This is a genomic window from Pseudomonas farsensis (assembly GCF_014268805.2).
GTDB lineage: Bacteria > Pseudomonadota > Gammaproteobacteria > Pseudomonadales > Pseudomonadaceae > Aquipseudomonas > Aquipseudomonas farsensis.
In genome coordinates, this window is record NZ_JABWRF020000004.1 from 180,952 (window position 1) to 201,512 (window position 20,561).

The 20,561-nt window shown below is 62.5% G+C and carries 20 protein-coding genes; 12 read left to right on the forward strand and 8 right to left on the reverse strand.

From position 1 onward, the window contains the following. The first annotated feature begins 9 nt into the window (after positions 1–9). From HU719_RS20650 to HU719_RS20660, 3 genes are all read left to right on the forward strand, one after another. A complete protein-coding gene (locus tag HU719_RS20650; protein WP_186536098.1) occupies positions 10–615 on the forward strand; it encodes an arylesterase in 606 nt (201 codons plus the stop codon). Positions 616–673: 58 nt separating this feature from the next. Beyond that, positions 674–973 (forward strand): hypothetical protein, encoded by a 300-nt coding sequence (locus HU719_RS20655; RefSeq protein ID WP_186520008.1) that lies wholly within the window; start codon positions 674–676, stop codon positions 971–973. 87 nt (positions 974–1,060) lie between these two features. Beyond that, entirely contained in the window at positions 1,061–2,038 is a 978-nt protein-coding gene (locus HU719_RS20660; protein WP_186520007.1) for a L,D-transpeptidase family protein, read from the forward strand. 119 nt (positions 2,039–2,157) lie between these two features. Here the strand turns inward: HU719_RS20660 and oprI are convergent, their stop codons facing one another. Continuing rightward, a complete protein-coding gene (gene oprI / locus HU719_RS20665) occupies positions 2,158–2,409 on the reverse strand; it encodes an outer membrane lipoprotei OprI (RefSeq protein WP_003259780.1) in 252 nt (83 codons plus the stop codon). Positions 2,410–2,912: 503 nt separating this feature from the next. Between oprI and HU719_RS20670 the strand changes: the two genes are divergently transcribed. Beyond that, a complete protein-coding gene (locus HU719_RS20670; RefSeq protein WP_110994199.1) occupies positions 2,913–3,194 on the forward strand; it encodes a GNAT family N-acetyltransferase in 282 nt (93 codons plus the stop codon). A 61-nt stretch (positions 3,195–3,255) separates the two neighbouring features. Here the strand turns inward: HU719_RS20670 and HU719_RS20675 are convergent, their stop codons facing one another. Next, positions 3,256–4,332, reverse strand: a complete 1,077-nt coding sequence (locus tag HU719_RS20675; protein ID WP_186520006.1) for a 3-deoxy-7-phosphoheptulonate synthase — start codon at positions 4,330–4,332, stop codon at positions 3,256–3,258. Positions 4,333–4,491: 159 nt separating this feature from the next. After that, on the reverse strand, positions 4,492–4,923 hold the full coding sequence (locus HU719_RS20680; RefSeq protein ID WP_186520005.1) for a PilZ domain-containing protein: 432 nt from the start codon (positions 4,921–4,923) through the stop codon (positions 4,492–4,494). A gap of 110 nt (positions 4,924–5,033) precedes the next feature. On the opposite strand from HU719_RS20680, the gene HU719_RS20685 reads away from it, so the two are divergent. From HU719_RS20685 to cysB, 3 genes are all read left to right on the forward strand, one after another. Next, entirely contained in the window at positions 5,034–5,981 is a 948-nt protein-coding gene (locus HU719_RS20685; protein WP_186536100.1) for a putative 2-dehydropantoate 2-reductase, read from the forward strand. Between the two features lie 87 nt (positions 5,982–6,068). Then, the gene (locus tag HU719_RS20690) at positions 6,069–6,566 is read left to right on the forward strand and encodes a universal stress protein (protein ID WP_186536101.1); all 498 of its coding nucleotides are present in this window, start codon (positions 6,069–6,071) and stop codon (positions 6,564–6,566) included. A 125-nt stretch (positions 6,567–6,691) separates the two neighbouring features. After that, entirely contained in the window at positions 6,692–7,666 is a 975-nt protein-coding gene (gene cysB / locus HU719_RS20695) for an HTH-type transcriptional regulator CysB (RefSeq protein ID WP_186520002.1), read from the forward strand. A 64-nt stretch (positions 7,667–7,730) separates the two neighbouring features. Here the strand turns inward: cysB and HU719_RS20700 are convergent, their stop codons facing one another. The 5 genes from HU719_RS20700 to rloA form a co-directional block, all read right to left on the reverse strand. Further along, a complete protein-coding gene (locus HU719_RS20700; RefSeq protein WP_186536102.1) occupies positions 7,731–8,465 on the reverse strand; it encodes a phosphoadenylyl-sulfate reductase in 735 nt (244 codons plus the stop codon). A 92-nt stretch (positions 8,466–8,557) separates the two neighbouring features. Continuing rightward, the gene (gene pabB / locus HU719_RS20705; RefSeq protein ID WP_186536103.1) at positions 8,558–9,901 is read right to left on the reverse strand and encodes an aminodeoxychorismate synthase component I; all 1,344 of its coding nucleotides are present in this window, start codon (positions 9,899–9,901) and stop codon (positions 8,558–8,560) included. Between the two features lie 240 nt (positions 9,902–10,141). Next, positions 10,142–11,122, reverse strand: coding sequence for an alpha-L-glutamate ligase-like protein (locus HU719_RS20710; protein WP_186519999.1), 981 nt, complete (start codon positions 11,120–11,122; stop codon positions 10,142–10,144). Further along, a complete protein-coding gene (gene rloB, locus HU719_RS20715; RefSeq protein WP_186519998.1) occupies positions 11,122–12,657 on the reverse strand; it encodes an osmotic stress tolerance membrane protein RloB in 1,536 nt (511 codons plus the stop codon). The genes HU719_RS20710 and rloB overlap by 1 nt, the downstream gene beginning before the upstream one ends. A 5-nt stretch (positions 12,658–12,662) precedes the next feature. Then, on the reverse strand, positions 12,663–13,199 hold the full coding sequence (gene rloA, locus HU719_RS20720; RefSeq protein ID WP_186519997.1) for a retropepsin-like aspartic peptidase RloA: 537 nt from the start codon (positions 13,197–13,199) through the stop codon (positions 12,663–12,665). A 286-nt stretch (positions 13,200–13,485) separates the two neighbouring features. Here rloA and HU719_RS20725 point away from each other — a divergent pair, with 286 nt between their 5' ends. The 5 genes from HU719_RS20725 to prpF all read left to right on the forward strand — a co-directional run bounded on the left by HU719_RS20725 (position 13,486) and on the right by prpF (position 20,297). Continuing rightward, the gene (locus HU719_RS20725) at positions 13,486–14,202 is read left to right on the forward strand and encodes a GntR family transcriptional regulator (protein WP_186536105.1); all 717 of its coding nucleotides are present in this window, start codon (positions 13,486–13,488) and stop codon (positions 14,200–14,202) included. Then, positions 14,199–15,089, forward strand: a complete 891-nt coding sequence (gene prpB / locus HU719_RS20730; protein ID WP_186519995.1) for a methylisocitrate lyase — start codon at positions 14,199–14,201, stop codon at positions 15,087–15,089. The genes HU719_RS20725 and prpB overlap by 4 nt, the downstream gene beginning before the upstream one ends. An 84-nt stretch (positions 15,090–15,173) precedes the next feature. Further along, complete coding sequence (prpC, locus tag HU719_RS20735) at positions 15,174–16,301, forward strand: bifunctional 2-methylcitrate synthase/citrate synthase (protein WP_186536107.1); 1,128 nt, start codon at positions 15,174–15,176, stop codon at positions 16,299–16,301. Positions 16,302–16,465: 164 nt separating this feature from the next. Continuing rightward, positions 16,466–19,054, forward strand: coding sequence for a Fe/S-dependent 2-methylisocitrate dehydratase AcnD (gene acnD, locus HU719_RS20740; RefSeq protein WP_186536112.1), 2,589 nt, complete (start codon positions 16,466–16,468; stop codon positions 19,052–19,054). Between the two features lie 52 nt (positions 19,055–19,106). Then, the gene (gene prpF, locus HU719_RS20745; protein ID WP_186536109.1) at positions 19,107–20,297 is read left to right on the forward strand and encodes a 2-methylaconitate cis-trans isomerase PrpF; all 1,191 of its coding nucleotides are present in this window, start codon (positions 19,107–19,109) and stop codon (positions 20,295–20,297) included. Positions 20,298–20,561: the final 264 nt, after the last annotated feature.

A 20,561-nucleotide genomic window follows, 5' to 3' on the forward strand; every position in this document is an offset into this window, starting at 1 on the left:
GAGAATCCAATGCGAATGTGGTGGTTGAGTGCCGGCCTGGCCTTGTGTTGCATGGCCCAGGCGGCTACGGCGGGAACCGTACTGGTTGTCGGCGATAGTATCAGCGCAGGTTTTGGCCTGGATACCCGCCAGGGGTGGGTTACCTTGTTGCAGCAGCGGCTGAAGGACGAGGGTTTTGATGACCAGGTGGTCAATGCCTCGATCAGCGGCGACACCAGCGCAGGAGGCCAGGCGCGCCTGCCGGCGCTGCTTGCAGCACACAAGCCGGCGCTGGTGGTGGTCGAGCTGGGTGGCAACGATGGGCTGCGCGGGCAGCCGCCACAGCAATTGCAACAAAATCTTGCTTCGATGATCGACCGTTCTCGCGCAGCGGGGGCCAAGGTGGTGTTGCTGGGCATGCGCCTGCCGCCCAACTACGGCCAGCGTTACACCACGGCGTTTGCCCAAGTCTATGAGCAGTTGGCCAGCCAGAAAAACGTCGCACTGGTGCCGTTCTTTCTGGAGGGCGTAGGCGGTGTTCCCGAACTGATGCAAGCCGACGGCCTGCATCCGGCAGCGGCTGCCCAGCAGCGCTTGCTGGAAAATGCCTGGCCGACGATAAAACCACTGCTGTGACGCTTTTATCGGGGGCCGCTTTCGGCTAATGTTGCGCCCCCCGATTCGAGTGCCCCCGATGCCCCGCCCCGCCTGGTCCCTGTACGCCTATCAACTGATCGAGCCTGACGAACAACTTGACCTGTTCGCCTGCCAGGAAGTGCGCGTGCATTTGGCTGCCCGCCAGCTGGAACTCGGTGTGCCGGTCGACCGCACCCTGTGCGGAGGGCTGCTGCCAGCGCAACCGCGCTGGTCGGCAGTGGAGCGCGCCATCTACCGAGACGAGCGCCTGTGCCCGCTGTGCAAGGCCATTCTCGACGCCCAGCGCCGTGGCATGCGCCCGGTGTGGCCGGAACTCTCGGCGCCTTTCATCATCTGAAACGCATGCACGCCGCCGACGCCTCCCGCTTGTTCAGGGCCGGGTGTACAATCGCTGTCTTGACTGATCTTTCAAAGGATTTACCGGATGTTGCCGCGCTTTCCTGCCGTCACCCGTCGCCTCTCCCTGGCCGCCTTGCTGGCGGCCGGCCCTGCTGTCGCGCTGGAACTGCCGTTGCCGCCACCCGGTGAAGACGTGGTCGGCCAGGTGCAGGTGATCAAGGCCAAGTACGAAGACACCTTCGCCGACATTGGCACCGCCAACGATTTGGGCTACCTGGAAATGATCGCCGCCAACCCCGGTGTCGACCCTTGGTTGCCGGGCGCTGGCACTGAAATCGTGCTACCAACCCGTTATATTCTGCCGCCAGGCCCGCGTGAAGGCATTGTCATCAACCTGGCCGAGTACCGCCTCTATTACTACCCGAAAGGGCAGAACGTGGTGCACACCTTCCCGTTGGGTATTGGCCGTGAAGGCTGGGGCTCGCCAATTGCCAATACCAAGATCACTGCCAAGACCCCGAACCCTACCTGGACGCCGCCTGCCTCGATTCGCGCCGAGCATGCCGCCGATGGCGACATCCTGCCTGCTGTGGTGCCAGCCGGCCCGGACAACCCGCTGGGGCCGTTCAAGTTCACCCTGGGCGTACCGGGTTACTTGATCCATGGTTCGAACAAGAAGTTCGGCATTGGCATGCGTACCAGCCATGGCTGTTTCCGCATGCTCAACAACAATGTGCTGACGCTGTCGAAGATGGTGCCAGTGGGTACGCCCGTTCGTATTATCAGCGAGCCTTACAAGTTTGGTGTCAGCGCTGGCAAGGTCTATCTCGAAGCCCACACGCCGCTGGATGACCAAGGCAATCCGTCGGTAGTTGACAAGCACACTGCGGTCATCAACGCGTTGCTCAAACGTGAAGACCTGGCCAACAACTTGCGCATGAACTGGGACATGGTTCGCGATGTGGTGGCGGCCGAAGATGGCATGCCAGTTGAAATCGCGGTGCCGGTCAATGGCAACGGTGCTGCGCCGGTGGTATCGAGCATTCCCGCCGAATTGCAGTAAGCCGCTTTACGCTGCGCCGGGGCCTGCCATAGTGCAGGCCCTTTTCGTTGGCGGTTACGACGGGCAATAAAAAAGCCGACCCACAAGTGGGTCGGCTTCTTAACAATCCGTAAGGATTATTACTTGCGGCTGGCTTTGTCCAGCATACGCAGAGCGCGCTCATTGGCTTCGTCAGCAGTTTGCTGAGCCTTCTGAGCAGCTGCCAGAGCGTCGTCAGCTTTGCGGTAAGCTTCGTCTGCACGAGCTTGGGCGCGAGCTGCTGCGTCTTCGGTAGCGGTCAGGCGAGCTTCGGTTTCTTTGGAGACGCTGCTGCAACCGGTAGCCAGAACTGCGGCCAGAGCCAGAGCAGAGAATTTCAGAACGTTGTTCATCGTGTTCCCCTTCAAGGACTTTCTATTAAAGAGCCATCTCTCGGAAAAGAGAAACTGGCCGGCGTACATAGTACCCATTACTTGTAGTAAGTAAACTGACAGAGCGCAAGAACTGCAAAAAAAATGCGGCTGCAGCCTGCCACCGGCGGGTGTTGCAGGCAATCTCGCCGCCACCTGTACGAACGCTGCAAGCGATTGTAGCAATGGAACTTTTTTCGTGAACTTAAGGTGACTTAAACTGTCTCTGTGCGTCATAGCCCTTAGACTATCCGGCTACTGTAGTACACCTGAAGCCTCTTTGTGAAAGCCCTGTCATTGCATTTTCATCGACGTTGCTTGAGCAATCCCGCTCCCGCCGCCTACTATTTGTAGGTGCTTCTGGGCAGAACGATGCACAAGGCGGGGTTGTCCAACGGCCAGAGGGTGGCGTAGAGGCTCTAGCGCCGGATAAAAACCACATCGGTAAGGCAAGGGTCTGCCACGAAGACCTGCGAGGAGTAGTGATGAGCGAAACGCTGACCATCCACCATGACCAGGCCGGTCATCAGTTCGAGACCAATGTGGACGGTCACCGGGCCTACCTGACGTACATGGACCTGGGCAAGCAGACGCTGGACATCTACCGCACCTTCGTGCCGAACGCCCTGCGTGGGCGCGGGATAGCCGCCGCACTGACCGAAAAGGCCCTCGAGTACGCCGAGCAGATGGGCTACACGGTGATCCCATCGTGCTCCTACGTTGAGCGCTACATGGAGCGCCAGCAGCGCCACTCAAGCAAAGCCTGAAGGCATTGCAGACACGAAAACGCCGGGCATTTGCCCGGCGTTTTCGTGTCTGCGTATAGCCTCAGCCGCGCTGGCGGTTAGGCAGTACGTCCTTGAGCTTGGCGCGCATGCTGCGCAGGGCTTTCTCGGTGGCAGCCCAATCGATGCAGGCATCGGTAACCGAAACGCCGTACTGCAGCTCGTCGAGGTTTTTCGGGATCGCCTGGCAGCCCCAGTTCAGGTGGCTTTCTACCATCAGGCCGATGATCGACTGGTTGCCTTCGAGGATCTGGTTGGCGACGTTCTCCATCACCAGCGGTTGCAGCGCCGGGTCCTTGTTGGAGTTCGCGTGGCTGCAGTCGACCATGATGTTCGGCTTGATCTTGGCCTTGGCCAGGTCCTGTTCGCAGAGCGCGACGCTGACCGAATCATAGTTGGGTTTGCCGTTGCCACCGCGCAATACCACGTGCCCGTAGGCGTTGCCCTTGGTGGTCACGATCGACACGCCGCCTTCCTGGTTGATGCCAAGGAAGCGGTGCGGCTTGGACACCGACTGCAAGGCGTTGATGGCAACGGTCAGGCCGCCGTCGGTGCCGTTCTTGAAACCGACCGCCGAGGACAGGCCAGACGCCATTTCGCGGTGGGTTTGCGATTCGGTGGTGCGTGCGCCGATGGCCGACCAGCTGATCAGGTCCTGCAGGTACTGCGGGGAGATCGGGTCGAGTGCTTCGGTGGCGGTGGCCAGGCCTTTTTCGGCAAGGTCCAGCAGCAGTTGGCGACCGATGTGCAGGCCATCCTGGATCTTGAACGAGTCATCCAGGTACGGGTCGTTGATCAGGCCCTTCCAGCCTACGGTGGTGCGCGGCTTTTCGAAGTACACGCGCATGACCAGGTACAGGGTGTCGGAAACTTCCTCGGCCAGGACTTTCAGGCGGTCGGCGTACTCGTGGGCGGCCTTGATGTCATGAATGGAGCAGGGGCCTACCACCACGAACAGGCGATGGTCCTTGCCGTCGAGGATATTGCGCACCACTTCGCGGCCAGCAGTCACGCTTTGCAGGGCCTTGGTGCTGAGGGGGATTTCCTTCTTGAGCTGATCGGGGGTGATCAAAGTCTCGTTGGAGGCAACGTTAAGGTCATCGATCTGTAAATCAGCCATCGTGTTACTCGTCAGGTCACGGGTGCCGGCCGCCAGCGATCCCCGTGCGGCCCAGCAGCAGATTGTTCGCAGCGGGGAGGCCGAACCTTAGCGCGTTAGCGGGAGTGCGACAATGGGCGGCGTCCCGTCGGCATGGGGTTTTTGCCGACAATTAGGGTTTCAGACGGGTCCGGCGCGCAGGCTGGCCTCGGAAAATGCCTCGGCATTGAGGGTGACCCACTGCGCCGCGAGCTGTTGCGTGGCGCTGTCGCCAAGCTGGCCGCTGGCGTGCAACTGGCAGTAATGGTGAATTTGGCAGACCTGCTCGCCCATGCGTGCACCAAACAGTGTCTCGCTGTCAGTGAACGCCACGCCCACCCGGTACCCCACGTCCAGGCGCTGGCACCAGGCAACGTAGCCGGGGTAGCGGGCGTCCACCCCTAGCGACGGAATCAGCACCTCGACCGCCGTGCCGCGGCGGTAGGCGCGTGCTTGCAGGCAGGCGATGCCACCGAGCCCCTGGGTATGCAAATGGCGGCGGTACAGGCTGGAGGAATGACGAAAGGTGAGTTCGACCGGAATGTCGTCAGGGTGGGCCAGGTATCGGGGCATGCGCGACTCCGTGTCGATTATTTGACCATTGTTAATGGCCAGTATAGTGAGGGCTCGAAAACCGGCTGATTTAGGTGTAGAAAAACGGACGAATGACGCAGGAGAAAAACATGGACCCTCGCAGCACTCGCATTGGCATCATTGGCACAGGTGCCATTGGTGGTTTCTACGGGCTGATGCTGGCCCGCGCCGGCTTCGACGTGCACTTCTTGCTACGCAGTGAGTACCAGGCCGTGCGCGAGCATGGCATCAGGCTCGACAGCGCCGTGCACGGCCAGGTGCACATGCCAGTCAACGCCTATGCCAACGCCGCCGACATGCCGCCCTGCGACTGGTTGCTGGTGGGCGCCAAAGCCACCAGCAATGAACAGTTGGCACCGCTTATCGTGCAAGCGGCGGCCCCCGATGCCAAGGTAGTGCTGCTGCAGAACGGCCTGGGGGTCGAGGAGCAATTGCGCCCGGCATTGCGTGCCGACCTGCATCTGCTCGGCGGTTTGTGCTTCATTTGCGTCAACCGCCAGGGGCCAGGGGACATTCGTCACCAGGCACTCGGGGCGGTCAACCTGGGCTACCACAGCGGCCCGGGCGGCGCCGATGCCGAGCAGGTGGTCGAGGAAGGTGCCGGGTTGTTCCGTGCTGCGGGCATTGATTCTCAGGCCATGGCCAACCTCGACCAGGCGCGTTGGCAGAAGCTTGTGTGGAATGTGCCCTACAACGGCCTTTCGGTGCTGCTCCAAGCCAGTACGACGCCGTTGATGGTCGACCCCGACAGCCGCGCCCTAATTGAGGCGCTGATGGCTGAAGTGGTCGAGGGCGCCAAGGCCTGTGGCCAGGTGCTGCCCGACGGCTACGCCGCGCACCTGCTCCGTGTCACCGAGCAGATGCCCGATTATTGGCCGAGCATGTACCACGACCACGCCCAGCAGCGCCCACTGGAGTTGCAAGCCATCTACGCCGAGCCCCTCAAACGGGCCGCTGCTGCCGGCTGCCAACTGCCACGCATGCAGGCGTTGTATCAGTCGCTGGCTTTCATGGACCGGCGCAGCCAGCCCAACTGAGAACGGCAGCGCCGGACGGCCGAGCGATGGCCAAAGGCGCTGCTAAGCTGAACCTTGCTCTGCCGAAACGGCAGTCGAGGAGGTCGAATGATCCGTTCCATGCTGTACGCAACCGACCTCGGTGTGTACGCGCCTTTTGTCTTGCAGCACGCGCTTGCCCTGGCGCGGACCTTCAGTGCAGAGCTGTATGTGATCCACGCCGTCGAACCCATGGGCCAGTTCGCCGAGTCCCTGCTGCAAAGCTACCTTGACGAGCAGACCCTCGACGCCCTGCATAGTGAGGGGGTGAACACGGTCATGGCCAATATCGAGCAGCGTGTCCTGGAAAACTTCCGCGATGAACTCGGCGAGGTGGCCGACCTTGCCCTGATTCGTGCGGTGCGCGTGCGCCAGGGCGACCCGGCCCAAGTCATCCTTGATCAGGCGCAGCGGCTGCAAGTCGACCTGTTGATTTTTGGCAGCCACGCCGCAGGGGCTGGGGTGGATGTGCCGATTGGCAGGACAGCCGTGAGGTTGCTGCAACTGTCGCCGGTGCCGGTATACATGGTGCCTCTGGCGCAGCACCTTGGGCGTAGGAAACTGTGACAAAGCCGGTAGGGCGCCGAGCGCAGTCGTAACAAAATAGTTCTAGATTTATTGCCGGAGCCACTAATATAGTTATAACTCGTCGCGGCCAGCTGCCGGTGACTCACCGTCTTTGAGGGATATCTATGAAGCTTCAACAACTGCGCTACATCTGGGAAGTGGCGCACCATGACCTCAACGTTTCGGCGACGGCGCAAAGCCTTTATACCTCCCAGCCTGGCATCAGCAAGCAGATCCGCCTGCTCGAAGACGAGCTGGGCGTCGAGGTTTTTGCCCGTAGCGGTAAGCACCTGACCCGTGTCACCCCGGCGGGTGAGCGCATTATCACGACCGCTGGCGAAATCCTGCGCAAGGTCGAGAGCATCAAGCAGATCGCCCAGGAATTCTCCAACGAGAAAAAGGGCACGCTGTCCATTGCCACCACTCACACCCAGGCACGTTATGCGCTGCCGCCGGTGATCAGCAACTTCATCAAGCAGTACCCGGATGTGTCCCTGCACATGCACCAGGGTTCGCCCATGCAGATCGCCGAAATGGCGGCTGACGGCACTGTCGATTTTGCCATCGCCACCGAGGCGCTGGAGCTGTTCGGCGACCTGATCATGATGCCGTGCTACAAGTGGAACCGTTGCGTGGTGGTGCCGCAAGGCCACCCGCTGACCAAGCTGCCCAAGCTCACCCTGGAAGCGGTCGCCGAATACCCGATTGTTACCTATGTATTCGGCTTCACCGGACGCTCCAAGCTCGACGAGGCTTTCAACCACCGCGGCCTGACCCCCAAGGTGGTGTTCACCGCAGCCGATGCCGACGTGATCAAGACTTACGTGCGGTTGGGCCTGGGTGTGGGCATCGTGGCCAAGATGGCGGTCGATCCCAAGCTGGACAGCGACCTGGTGTGCCTGGATGCCAGTGAGCTGTTCGAGGCCAGCATCACCAAGATCGGCTTCCGTCGCGGCACTTTCCTGCGTGGTTTCATGTGCGATTTCATCGAGAAATTCGCCCCGCACCTGACCCGTGAAGTGATGGCCAAGGCCATCCAGTGCCACAACAAACAAGAGCTTGAAGAGCTGTTCGAAGGCGTCGAACTGCCCGTGCACTGATCCAGCGCGCGCTGTACAGGAGCGGCCTTGTGCCGCCAAGGGCCGCAAAGCGGCCCCGCTTTCTTTACGCTTTGCTGATCAAATTGCCGGCATGCAGCCCGCATTCTTTCTGCGTCGCTTCTTCCCACCACCAACGCCCTTCACGCTCATGCTGGCGCGGTAATACCGGGCGCGTGCAGGGCTCGCAGCCGATGCTGATGAAGCCCCGCTCGTGCAGCGCATTGAATGGCAGCTCAAGCATGCGGATGTAACCCCAGACTTCCTCACTGCTCATCTGCGCCAGCGGGTTGAACTTGTACAGGGTGTGCTCTGGGGAGGAAAACGCAGTGTCGATTTCCAGTGCCGCTACCTGGCTGCGGGTGCCGGGGCTCTGGTCGCGGCGCTGGCCAGTGGCCCAGGCGCTGACGGTCGCGAGCTTGCGGCGCAACGGTTCGATCTTGCGAATGCCGCAGCACTCGCCGTGGCCGTCCTTGTAGAAGCTGAACAGGCCCTTTTCCTTGACGAACGGGTCGAGTTTGTCGCGGTCTGGGCTGAGCAGCTCGATAGGCAGGTTGTACTGCTCGCGCACCTGGTCAATGAAACGGTAGGTTTCCGGGTGCAGGCGCCCGGTGTCGAGGCTGAACACCTTGACCTGTTTGTTGAGTTTCCAGGCCATGTCCACCAGCACCACATCCTCGGCGCCGCTGAAGGAAATCCACAGGTCGTCACCGAAATGCTCGAAGGCGAGCTTGAGGATCTCCTGCGGGGATTTGCTGGCATAGGTCGCGGCCAGGGCGGCGACGTCGAAGGGTTGGCTCATCAGGCGGTTTCCATCGGGTGAGTGGCGCTGTGCGCTCGTAGTGCGCAGATGGTAACAAAAAATGGCGGGCCCACGGGCAGCTGCGCAGGCGCTTACAAGCCCTGCAGCGTCTCCATCAGTACCCGCACCTTGGCAATCGACTCTTCGTACTCGGCCTGCCAGCTGGAATCAGCCACCACCGCGCCGCCGCCCCAGCAACTGACGTGCCCCTCTTTGATCAGCAGGCTGCGGATGGCAATGGAGCTGTCCATTTCGCCGCGCACATCCACATACAGCAACGAGCCGCAGTACAGGGCGCGGCGGGTTGGCTCGAGTTCGTCGATGATCTGCATGGCGCGGATCTTCGGCGCGCCGGTGATCGAGCCACCGGGGAAGCTGTCGCCGATCAGTGTCAGTGCGTCCTTGCCCGGCGCCAGGCGGCCGGTGATGCTGCTGACCAGGTGGTGGACGTTGGGGTAGCTTTCCAGGCTGAACAGCTCCGGCACCTTGACCGAACCGATCTGGCAGGTGCGGCCGATATCGTTGCGCAACAAGTCGACGATCATCAGGTTTTCCGAGCGGTCCTTGGGGCTGGCCAGCAACTGAGCCGCGTTGCGGGCGTCCTCGTCCGGGTCTTGGGCGCGTGGGCGGGTGCCCTTGATTGGCCGGGTTTCTACCTCGCCCTGGCTGACGCGCACGAAACGTTCAGGTGAAAAGCTCAGTATTGCAGCGCCATCACCCAGCTGCTGATAACCCGAGAAGGGTGTGGGGCAGGCAGCACGCAGGGCCTGATAGGCATGCCAGGGGTCACCCTGGCAGGGCGCGCGAAAGCGTTGTGTGAGGTTGATCTGGTAGCAATCGCCGGCCTGGATGTAGTGCTGCACCTGGTCGAATGCCGTACGGTACTGCTCGGCAGTCAGGTCGCCCGCCATCGGCGCCAGCAGGCTGAATGCCGTGCGTTCGGGCAGGTGTTCGGCGCTGAAAAGCGTGATCAGGCGCAGGCGTTCGGCTTCGCTGAGCGCTGGGTGGAATACCAGCTGGCTGGTCTGTAGCTGGTGGTCCGACACCAGCGCCCAGGCGTACAGGCCAAGCTGCGCATCGGGCAAGCCTAGGTCGTCCGTGGCCAGCGCTGGTAATTGCTCCAGGCGGCGGCCGAAGTCGTAGCTCAAGTACCCGATCAGGCCGCCGGCGAATGGCAGCTCGATTGCATCCGGCAACTGCGCCTCGCCCAATGCAGTCAGCGCCTGGCGCAGGCGCTGCAGGTAGTCGCGGCCAGCTTCGCCCGTTTGTGCCTGCAACTGTTGCAGGGGCCAGGCGCTGAGCAGGTCGAAACGACCGCGCTCGGCGCCGGGGCGGGCGCTGTCGAGCAGGATCGCCCCCGGTTCACTGCGCAGGCGTGCGAAGTAGTGGGCGGGGTCGGCTTGGTAGGGCAGGGGATGGAGCGTACAGGTCGGCATCAGAATGGACGGCGATGAAAAAGCAAGGAGCGCGATTGTAGACCTGTGTAGGAAATGCGCCTAGCGCTGGGGCGACATTTGCATGCCAGCGATCACGCTGAGCGTGTAGGAGCGGCCTTGTGCCGCGAATGGAGTGCGAAGCGCCCCCTTGGATTTTTGCCTCTAGCGGGTATCGCCGGGGCCGCATAGCGGCCCTTTCGCGACACGAGGCCGCTCCTACAGAGAGAGCGTAACCGGCTATCAGTGCGGCACGACGTGGCCGAACAGGCCCTGAGCCACCTTGACCCGCTGCTCGGCATCTTCGCTGCGCCCTTCCTTGGCCAGCATTTCGATATGCGCCTCGATAGCGTGGGTGCGTTGGGTCAGGCCGCAGTCGTTGGCGATCTGGATGTTCAGGCCGGGGCGGGCGTTCAGTTCAAGGATCAGCGGCCCCTTGTCCTGGTCCAGCACCATATCCACACCGATGTAGCCCAGGCCGCACAGCTCGTAGCAGTTGGCGGCAAGCTTCATGAAGCCGTCCCAGTTCGGCAACTGCACGCCGTCCACCGCGTTAGTGGTGTCTGGGTGCTTGCTGATGATCTTGTTCAGCCAGGTGCCGCGCAAGGTCACGCCAGTGGCAAGGTCCACACCCACGCCGATGGCGCCCTGGTGCAGGTTGGCTTTGCCGCCGGATTGGCGGGTCGGCAGGCGCAACATGGCCATCACCGGGTAACCCATCAGCACGATGATGCGGATGTCCGGCACGCCTTCATAGCTGATGCTCTTGAAGATCTGGTCGGGCGTGACGCGGTACTCGATCAGCGCGCGGTCGCGGTGCCCACCAAGTGAATACAGGCCGGTGAGGATGCTGGAAATCTGGTGCTCGATTTCCTCGTGGCTGATGATCTTGCCCGACACCGTGCGGTAGCGGTCCTCGAAACGGTCGGCGATCACCAGGATGCCGTCACCGCCGGCGCCCTGGGCCGGCTTGATGACGAAGTCGCTGCGCCCACCAATGATCTCGTCGAGCTTGTCGATCTGCTTTTCGGTCTCGATCACGCCGTACATTTCCGGCACATGAATGCCGGCCGCCAGCGCGCGCTCCTTGGTGATGATCTTGTCGTCGACGATCGGGTACAGGTTGCGCTTGTTGTACTTGAGGACGTAGTCCGCGTTGCGCCGGTTGATGCCCATGATGCCCCGGGCTTCCAGGGCCTTCCACGTCTTGATCAGTCCGAACATCAGGCGTCAGCCTTCTTCAGGAATGCCTTGAAGCGCACGAGCTCGGTCAGGCGGTAGCCACGGTAGCGGCCCATCGCCAGCATGAAGCCCACCAGGATCAGCAGCACAGCCGGGAAGGTGAACACGAAGTACACAGCCTCTGGCACGGTCATCAGCAGGTGCGCCAGGGATGCGGCGAACAGGGTGCCGATGGCCACTTTCATGGCATGGCCACCACCACGTTCTTCCCAGGTGATCGACAGGCGTTCGATGGTCATGGTCAGAATCACCATCGGGAACAGTGCAACCGACAGCCCGCGCTCCAGGCCCAGCTTGTGGCTGAACAGGCTGATGGCGGCAATCAGCACCACCACGAAGGTCAGCACCACCGACAGGCGCGGCAGCATCTGCAACTTCAGGTGTTCAAGGTAGGAGCGTAGCGACAGCCCCAGCGCGGTAATCACCGTGAACAGCACGATGCCGAAGCCCAGCTGGGTTTCACGGAAGGCCAGGGCGATCAGCACCGGCGTGAAGGTGCCCAGGGTCTGGATGCCGATCAGGTTGCGCAGCACCAGGATCACCAGTACGCCGATCGGGATCATCACCATGATCATGAAGGTCTGCTGGGTCTGCAACGGCAGGCCGTACAGCGAGTATTCCAGAAAGTCCGCGTCAGTGTTCTCGTCGGTCAGCTTGGCCAGGCGGATGGCGTTCATCTCGCTGTTGTTCATGCTGAAGGTCACGCTGGCTTTCTTGCCGCCATCGACGCTGATCAGGTTGTCATCGCCGGTCCACCACAGCAGGCGGTCGTTTGGCAGGCCCTGCTCGCCGGTGTCCGGGTTGAAGTACAGCCAGTCGTTGCCATTGAAGCTGCGCAGCCACAGCTCAGGGGTTTGCGGGGTGTCGGCGACCAGGCGAATGGTGTGGACCTTTTCCAGCGGCACGTGGGCAATCGACAGCAGCAGGTCGATGACCTGGGCTTTTTTCATCGACGAAGTGTCACCGGCCAGCAGCAGCTTGACGTTGTCGTCGTTGAGGTTGTTGACGCGCTTGATGGTCTCGCCGACAAAAGTCTCGACGTCGGCCGAATGCTGGCGGATAGGCGCCATCAGTGCTTCGGCGGCGATCTTCTCGGGGCCCTCGACGGCCTGGCTGTCGCGGAAGGTCGGGCCTTTGATCTTGGTTTTTTCGGTGCTGTAGCGTTTGGTCAGCACCAGGCGGTAGTACAGCGTCTGGTTGCCGCTGGCGCGACGTGCCGACCAGGTGACCTTGCGGTTGCCATCGGCGCGGTTGATGCTGACACCATAGTTGTTGGAGATGAAGCTCTCGTTGAGGCTGACGTAGTCGCGGTTCAACGGCGGCACGAACATCTGCACCTTGACCGGGTCCTTGGAACTGGCGACGAACTCGACCTTGGCGTCGATGTTCCACAGGTCGTCGGTTTCGTCTTCGGTCACCGGGATGCCCAGAGCAAAGATCTGATAGGCCGTAATGGCAACGCCCAGCAGCACCAGTACGGTGATCAGGACTTTCAGGTGGAGGGTAAGAGAGCGCATCGGGATTACTCTGCTTTGGGAGCTTCGGTGGCGCAGGCAGGTTTGCCGGCCGCGTATTTTAGGCTTGGGTCGACCAGCGCATCCATGTGCTTGAGGGCCTCGGAGCCGATCAGCAGCGGGAACTGGAACGCGCTGCGGTCGGTGAGGTTGACCTCGATGGTGCGGCGGGTCTGGCCCATGCAGATGTCGAGTTCGATGACCGGGCGGGCAGTGTAGGCCTTGCCCGATTCGGCGTCGTAGTCCCCGGCGCGGCGTTTGATCTTGCTGACACGGGCCAAGGGGCGTTCGATGGGGTGCTTGTGTGCGGCGTCGATGGCCAGATAGAAGCGCACCCAGCTTTCGCCGTTGCGCTTGAAGCGCTTGATGTCGCGGGCACTGAGCGAGGCGGTCTTGGCGCCGGTGTCGAGCTTGGCCGCCACTTCAAGGTCCAGGTCGCCCAGGCGGGCGTACTCGTTCAGGCCATAGACGGTTTTTTCCGCAGCCGGGGCAAAGGCCGGCAGCAGAGCAAGGCAGAGCAGCAGTGGAGCGGGTATCAGTCTCATAATCCTGGCGCGTTGCTGTGCGGGTTTCTGGGCAAGGCGACTGGCCAAGCATCCTTTTTAGGGCTGTCGACAGTATGAAACGACGACAGTCACGCTATCCGTGCTCGCAAAGGAGCGCGGCATTCTATCACGCCGATGTGCCGGCGCCAGCGCGTCCGCGATCTGACCGCAGGTAGGCGGGGTAAGTTCGTTATTAGACGATTGTCGACAATATGCTTTTTGTCTTTGACTGACGGCCTCTAGTTAGCTAGTTTTGCCAGCAAGGATTCAAAAGGTGTCGACAATTATGCTCGAAGCAGCCCCCGTTACCGCACTGATGCAGGACGAAACCGAGACCCTCTCTGAGAACGTCTTCCGGCGCATCCAGGCTGCCATCGTCAAAGGCGAGATCGCCCCGGGCAGCAAAATCTCCGAACCTGAGCTTGCCCGCACCTACGGCATCAGCCGCGGCCCGCTGCGCGAGGCCATTCACCGCCTCGAAGGCCAGCGCCTGTTGGTGCGCGTGCCCCACGTCGGCGCGCGGGTGGTTTCACTGAGCCATGCCGAGCTGATCGAACTGTACGAAATCCGCGAATCGCTTGAAGGCATGGCCTGCCGGCTGGCCGCCGAGCGCATGAGCCAGGCCGCTATCGACGAGCTGCGCCATGTGCTCGATACCCATGAGCGCGACGCCGCGTTCCAGGCCGGGCAGGGCTATTACCAGCAGGAAGGCGACTACGACTTCCATTACCGGATCATCCAGGGCAGCGGCAACCAGACCCTCTACAAAATGCTGTGCGGCGAGCTGTACCAACTGGTGCGCATGTACCGCATCCAGTTTTCCAGCACCCCCAACCGGCCCCGCCAGGCGTTCGCCGAGCACCACCGCATTCTCGATGCCATCGAGGGGCGTGACGGCGAACTGGCAGAACTGCTGATGCGCCGCCATATCGGCGCGTCCAGGCGCAATATCGAACGCCACTTTCAAGGCACCGACAACAATAGCCCACGAGGTGATTCATGACAGTCAAGAGCACGCCCGGCCAACGCTTTCGCGAGGCGGTCGCCGCCGAACATCCGTTGCAGGTGGTCGGTACGATCAACGCCAACCATGCATTGCTGGCCAAGCGCGCCGGGTTCAAGGCCATCTACCTGTCTGGTGGTGGCGTAGCCGCAGGCTCGCTGGGCCTGCCTGACCTGGGCATCAGCAACCTCGACGACGTGCTCACCGATGTGCGGCGCATCACTGATGTCTGCGACCTGCCATTGCTGGTGGATGTCGATACCGGCTTTGGCGCTTCGGCGTTCAACGTGGCGCGCACTGTCCGTTCGATGTGCAAGTTCGGCGCGGCAGCCATTCATATCGAGGACCAGGTGGGCGCCAAGCGCTGCGGCCACCGCCCCAACAAAGAAATCGTCTCGCAGCAGGAGATGGTCGACCGCATCAAGGCGGCGGTGGATGCCCGTAGCGACGACAGCTTCGTCATCATGGCGCGCACCGACGCCCTGGCGGTAGAGGGCCTGAATGCCGCGCTGGACCGTGCGGCGGCCTGCGTCGAAGCCGGCGCCGACATGATCTTCCCTGAAGCGATCACCGAACTTGCCATGTACAAGACCTTCGCCGAGCGGGTGAAGGCGCCGATCCTGGCCAATATCACCGAATTTGGTGCAACGCCGCTGTACACCACCGAGCAGTTGGCTTCGGTCGACGTGTCGCTGGTGCTGTACCCGCTGTCGGCCTTCCGCGCCATGAACAAGGCAGCCGAGAACGTCTACACCGCGCTGCGCCGTGACGGCACGCAGCAGAACGTGATCGACACCATGCAGACCCGCATGGAGCTGTACGACGCCATTGGTTATCACGCGTTCGAGCAGAGCCTCGATGCGTTGTTTGCGCAGAAGAAAGGTTGAGTGAATGCCGGTGCGGGCCCTTCGCGGGGCCGCACCGAATCAGCCAGAAAGACTTCATAACAAATTCAAGAAAGGAGAAACCCCATGGCCGAAGCAAAAGTACTCAGTGGCGCAGGCCTGCGTGGCCAGGTGGCCGGGCAGACGGCGCTGTCGACCGTCGGCCAGGCTGGTGCCGGCCTGACCTACCGTGGCTATGACGTACGCGATCTGGCCGCCGCTGCCGAGTTTGAGGAAGTCGCCTATCTATTGCTGTATGGCGAGCTGCCAAGCGCTGCGGAACTGGCCGACTACAAGCACAAGCTCAAAGGCCTGCGCCAATTGCCCCAGGCGCTGAAAGAAGTGCTGGAGCGCATCCCGCGCGATGCCCACCCGATGGATGTGATGCGCACTGGCTGCTCGATGCTGGGCACCCTGGAGCCCGAGCTCACCTTCGACACCCAGCGCGACAAGACCGATCGCCTGCTGGCGCTGTTCCCGGCAGTGATGTGCTACTGGTACCGCTTCAGCCACCATGGCGTGCGCATCGATTGCAGCAGCGACGAGGACACCCTGGGTGGCCACTTCCTGCACCTGCTGCATGGCAAGAAGCCCAGCGACCTGCACGTCAAGGTGATGAACGTCTCGCTGATTCTGTATGCCGAGCACGAATTCAACGCCTCGACCTTCACCGCCCGGGTTTGTGCCTCGACCTTGTCGGACCTGTATTCGTGCATCACCGCCGCCATCGGCTCGCTGCGCGGCCCGTTGCATGGCGGCGCCAACGAGGCGGCAATGGCGCTGATCGAGCGCTTCAGCAGCCCGCAAGAGGCCACCGCCGAGCTGCTGCGCATGCTGGAGCGCAAGGACAAGATCATGGGCTTTGGCCATGCCATCTACAAAGAGTCCGACCCGCGCAACGAGGTCATCAAGGGCTGGGCCAGGCAGCTTGCCGATGAAGCGGGTGACACGGTGCTGTACCCGGTCTCCGAGGCCATCGACAAGACCATGTGGGAGCAGAAGCGCCTGTTCCCCAATGCTGACTTCTACCACGCCTCGGCGTACCACTTCATGGGTATCCCGACCGAGCTGTTCACGCCGATCTTCGTCTGCTCGCGCCTGACCGGCTGGGCCGCCCACGTGTTCGAGCAGCGCGCCAACAACCGCATCATCCGCCCGAGCGCCGAATATACAGGCGTCGAGCAGCGCAAGTTCGTGCCGATCGAGCAGCGTTGAGTCACCGGGCGCTGGGGCTGCTTTGCAGCCCTTTCGCGACACAAGGCCGCTCCTACAGGGGGCGCGCTTTTCTGTAGGAGCGGCCTTGTGTCGCGAAAGGGGCGCGCAGCGCCCCCAGTGGCCAGGCCTGCATACTGAATACCGTGACCGAGTCTGATAACTATATGAACAGCGCCTACCGCAAGCTCCTGCCAGGCACCGCCCTGGACTATTTCGATGCCCGCGCCGCCATTGACGCCATCCAGCCAGGCGCCTACGACCGGCTGCCCTATACCGCCCGCGTGCTCGCCGAAAACCTGGTGCGCCGCTGCAGCCCCGCCACCCTCGACGCCTCCCTGGGCCAGTTGATCGAGCGCAAGCGTGACCTCGATTTCCCATGGTTCCCGGCGCGCGTGGTGTGCCATGACATTCTTGGCCAGACCGCGCTTGTAGACCTTGCCGGCCTGCGTGACGCCATCGCCGACAAAGGCGGCGACCCGGCCCAGGTCAACCCGGTCGTGCCGGTGCAACTGATTGTCGATCACTCCCTGGCCGTCGAATGCGGCGGCTACGACCCGCAGGCGTTCACCAAGAACCGCGCCATCGAAGACCGGCGCAACGAAGACCGTTTCCATTTCATCAACTGGACCAAGCAGGCGTTCAAGAACGTCGATGTGATCCAGCCGGGCAACGGCATCATGCACCAGATCAACCTGGAAAAAATGTCGCCGGTCATCCACAGCGACCAGGGCGTGGCCTACCCGGACACCTGCGTCGGCACCGACAGCCACACCCCGCATGTCGATGCGCTGGGCGTGATCGCCATTGGTGTCGGTGGCCTGGAAGCGGAAAACGTCATGCTTGGTCGCGCCTCGTGGATGCGCCTGCCCGAAATCATCGGCGTCGAGCTGACCGGCCGCCTGGCGCCGAACATCACCGCCACCGACCTGGTGCTGGCGCTGACCGAATTCCTGCGCAAGCAGAAGGTGGTCGGGGCCTGGCTTGAGTTCCATGGCGCCGGCGCCAGCGCGCTGACCCTGGGCGACCGCGCCACTATTTCCAACATGGCCCCGGAATACGGCGCCACGGCGGCAATGTTCGCCATTGACCAGCAAACACTGGACTACCTCACCCTGACCGGGCGTGACGATGCCCAGGTGCAACTGGTCGAGACCTATGCCAAGTCGGCTGGCCTGTGGGCCGACAGCCTGGCCAACGCCGAATACGAGCGTACCCTGAGCTTCGACTTGGGTAGCGTGGTGCGCAACATGGCCGGCCCCTCCAACCCCCATGCGCGGGTTGCCACGGCCGACCTTGCTGCCAAGGGCATTGCCGGCCAGTGGCAGGAGGTGCCGGGGCAGATGCCCGACGGCGCGGTGATCATCGCGGCAATTACCAGTTGCACCAACACCAGCAACCCGCGCAACGTCATCGCTGCCGGCCTGATTGCGCGCAATGCCAACCAGCTTGGGCTGACCCGCAAGCCATGGGTCAAGTCGTCGCTGGCGCCGGGCTCCAAGACCGTGCAGCTGTACCTCAAGGAAGCGGGCCTGGAGCAGGAGCTGGAACAGTTGGGCTTTGGCATCGTCGCCTTCGCCTGCACCACCTGCAACGGCATGTCCGGGGCGCTGGACCCGGCGATCCAGCAGGAAATCATCGACCGCGACCTGTACGCCACCGCCGTGCTGTCGGGCAACCGCAACTTCGACGGGCGCATCCACCCTTACGCCAAGCAGGCGTTTCTGGCCTCGCCGCCGCTGGTGGTGGCCTATGCGATTGCCGGCACCATCCGTTTCGATATCGAAAAGGACGTGCTGGGTGTGGTCGATGGCAAGGAAATTCGCCTCAAGGACATCTGGCCCAGTGACGCCGAGATCGACGCCGTGGTGCGCGCTTCGGTCAAGCCCGAGCAGTTCCGCCAGGTGTACATCCCGATGTTCACCATCGAGGAGGACACCGGGCCGAAAGTGGCGCCGTTGTATGACTGGCGCCCTATGAGTACCTACATTCGCCGCCCGCCGTACTGGGAAGGCGCCCTTGCCGGCGAGCGCACGCTGCGTGGCATGCGCCCGCTGGCGGTGCTGCCGGACAACATCACCACCGACCACCTGTCGCCGTCCAACGCCATCATGCTGGACAGCGCTGCCGGGGAATACCTGGCGAAAATGGGCCTGCCGGAAGAGGACTTCAACTCCTACGCCACCCACCGTGGTGACCACCTGACCGCCCAGCGCGCCACGTTCGCCAACCCCAAGCTGTTCAACGAGATGGTGCACGACGCCCAAGGCAAGGTGCAGCAAGGCTCGCTGGCGCGTATCGAGCCTGAAGGGCAGGTGACGCGCATGTGGGAGGCCATCGAGACCTACATGGCGCGCAAGCAGCCGCTGATCATCATTGCCGGCGCCGACTACGGGCAGGGGTCTTCACGCGACTGGGCCGCCAAGGGTGTGCGCCTGGCGGGTGTCGAGGCGATTGCCGCCGAAGGTTTCGAGCGCATTCACCGCACCAACCTGGTGGGTATGGGCGTGCTGCCGCTGGAGTTCAAGCCGGGCACCGACCGCAATACCTTGCAGCTCGATGGCAGCGAAACCTACGACGTAGTCGGTGAGCGCACACCGCGTGCGACCCTGACGTTGCTGGTCACCCGGCGCAACGGTGAGCGCGTCGAGGTGCCGGTGACCTGCCGTCTGGATACCGCCGAAGAGGTGTCGATCTACGAGGCGGGCGGGGTGCTGCAGCGCTTTGCCCAGGACTTCCTGGAAGGCACAGCCTAATAGCCATTTGTGGGGGCGGGCAGGCCCGCTCCTGCGCAAAGGAACCTTCAACATGAGCCATGTGCCGCAAATCCGCATCCCCGCCACCTATATGCGTGGCGGCACCAGCAAAGGCGTATTCTTCCGCCTGCAAGACCTTCCGCCAGCGGCGCAAACCAAGGGCCCGGCCCGCGATGCGCTGCTGCTGCGTGTCATCGGCAGCCCCGACCCCTACGCCAAGCAGATCGACGGCATGGGCGGCGCGACCTCCAGCACCAGCAAGACGGTCATCGTTGCCCCCGCCAGCAAGCCCGGCCACGACATTGATTACCTGTTCGGCCAAGTGTCCATCGACAGCGCCTTCGTCGACTGGAGTGGCAACTGCGGCAACCTGTCCGCTGCCGTGGGTTCGTTCGCCATCAGCAACGGCCTTGTCGATGCCGGGCGCATTCCGCGTGATGGCATTGCCACGGTACGCATCTGGCAGGCCAATATCGGCAAGACCATCATTGCCCATGTGCCCATCACGAATGGTGAGGTACAGGAAACGGGTGATTTCGAACTGGATGGCGTGACGTTTCCGGCCGCCGAAGTGCAATTGGAGTTCCTCGACCCGGCCGCCGATGAAGGTGACGGCGGAGGCGCGATGTTCCCCACGGGCAACTTGGTGGATGAGCTGGAAGTGCCGGGTATTGGCACCTTCAAGGCGACGCTGATCAATGCCGGCATCCCGACCATCTTCGTCAATGCTGCCGATATCGGCTACACCGGCACCGAACTGCAGGACGCCATCAACAGTGACCCAGCGGCGCTGGCGCGGTTTGAGATGATTCGCGCCTATGGCGCGGTGCGCATGGGCCTGATTGAGCACATCGACCAGGCTGCAGGCCGGCAGCACACGCCAAAAGTTGCGTTTGTCGCAGCGCCAGCCTCGTACACGGCCTCCAGCGGCAAGCCCGTGAAGGCCGAGGATGTCGACCTGCTGGTGCGGGCGTTGTCGATGGGTAAGTTGCACCACGCCATGATGGGCACTGCGGCAGTGGCCATCGGCACGGCCGCGGCGATTCCGGGCACGCTGGTGAACCTTGCAGCCGGCGGCGGCGCGCGTAGTGCAGTGCGCTTCGGCCACCCCTCCGGGACCTTGCGGGTGGGTGCCGAGGCCAGTGGGGAGGGCGGACAGTGGACGGTCACCAAAGCCATCATGAGCCGCAGCGCGCGGGTGTTGATGGAAGGCTGGGTGCGCGTGCCGGGCGATAGTTTCTGACACGGTCAGGAAATCGCCGGGGCTGCTTTGCAGCCCATCGCAGGCTGCCGCCAGCTCCCACAGAGGCCATGTTCAACCGCAACCTTGCTGGTTGGACCCAATCCTGTGGGAAATGATAGACAGTTGTGGCGAGCGGGCTTGTCCCGCGTTGGGCTGCGCAGCAGCCCCTGGGGTTTTCAGGGCTGCTGCGCAGCCCAACGCGGGACAAGCCCGCTCGCCACAAAGGAGCTCGCCACAAGAAGATATGTCGGGCGGGAACAGGTT

What these genes read in the sequence shown, in the direction of transcription:
- HU719_RS20650 (WP_186536098.1), top strand. Translation starts at nt 10, where the DNA reads ATGCGAATGTGGTGGTTGAGTGCCGGCCTGGCCTTGTGTTGCATGGCC.
- HU719_RS20655 (WP_186520008.1), top strand. Translation starts at nt 674, where the DNA reads ATGCCCCGCCCCGCCTGGTCCCTGTACGCCTATCAACTGATCGAGCCT.
- HU719_RS20660 (WP_186520007.1), top strand. Translation starts at nt 1,061, where the DNA reads ATGTTGCCGCGCTTTCCTGCCGTCACCCGTCGCCTCTCCCTGGCCGCC.
- oprI (WP_003259780.1), bottom strand. Translation starts at nt 2,409, where the DNA reads ATGAACAACGTTCTGAAATTCTCTGCTCTGGCTCTGGCCGCAGTTCTG.
- HU719_RS20670 (WP_110994199.1), top strand. Translation starts at nt 2,913, where the DNA reads ATGAGCGAAACGCTGACCATCCACCATGACCAGGCCGGTCATCAGTTC.
- HU719_RS20675 (WP_186520006.1), bottom strand. Translation starts at nt 4,332, where the DNA reads ATGGCTGATTTACAGATCGATGACCTTAACGTTGCCTCCAACGAGACT.
- HU719_RS20680 (WP_186520005.1), bottom strand. Translation starts at nt 4,923, where the DNA reads ATGCCCCGATACCTGGCCCACCCTGACGACATTCCGGTCGAACTCACC.
- HU719_RS20685 (WP_186536100.1), top strand. Translation starts at nt 5,034, where the DNA reads ATGGACCCTCGCAGCACTCGCATTGGCATCATTGGCACAGGTGCCATT.
- HU719_RS20690 (WP_186536101.1), top strand. Translation starts at nt 6,069, where the DNA reads ATGATCCGTTCCATGCTGTACGCAACCGACCTCGGTGTGTACGCGCCT.
- cysB (WP_186520002.1), top strand. Translation starts at nt 6,692, where the DNA reads ATGAAGCTTCAACAACTGCGCTACATCTGGGAAGTGGCGCACCATGAC.
- HU719_RS20700 (WP_186536102.1), bottom strand. Translation starts at nt 8,465, where the DNA reads ATGAGCCAACCCTTCGACGTCGCCGCCCTGGCCGCGACCTATGCCAGC.
- pabB (WP_186536103.1), bottom strand. Translation starts at nt 9,901, where the DNA reads ATGCCGACCTGTACGCTCCATCCCCTGCCCTACCAAGCCGACCCCGCC.
- HU719_RS20710 (WP_186519999.1), bottom strand. Translation starts at nt 11,122, where the DNA reads ATGTTCGGACTGATCAAGACGTGGAAGGCCCTGGAAGCCCGGGGCATC.
- rloB (WP_186519998.1), bottom strand. Translation starts at nt 12,657, where the DNA reads ATGCGCTCTCTTACCCTCCACCTGAAAGTCCTGATCACCGTACTGGTG.
- rloA (WP_186519997.1), bottom strand. Translation starts at nt 13,199, where the DNA reads ATGAGACTGATACCCGCTCCACTGCTGCTCTGCCTTGCTCTGCTGCCG.
- HU719_RS20725 (WP_186536105.1), top strand. Translation starts at nt 13,486, where the DNA reads ATGCTCGAAGCAGCCCCCGTTACCGCACTGATGCAGGACGAAACCGAG.
- prpB (WP_186519995.1), top strand. Translation starts at nt 14,199, where the DNA reads ATGACAGTCAAGAGCACGCCCGGCCAACGCTTTCGCGAGGCGGTCGCC.
- prpC (WP_186536107.1), top strand. Translation starts at nt 15,174, where the DNA reads ATGGCCGAAGCAAAAGTACTCAGTGGCGCAGGCCTGCGTGGCCAGGTG.
- acnD (WP_186536112.1), top strand. Translation starts at nt 16,466, where the DNA reads ATGAACAGCGCCTACCGCAAGCTCCTGCCAGGCACCGCCCTGGACTAT.
- prpF (WP_186536109.1), top strand. Translation starts at nt 19,107, where the DNA reads ATGAGCCATGTGCCGCAAATCCGCATCCCCGCCACCTATATGCGTGGC.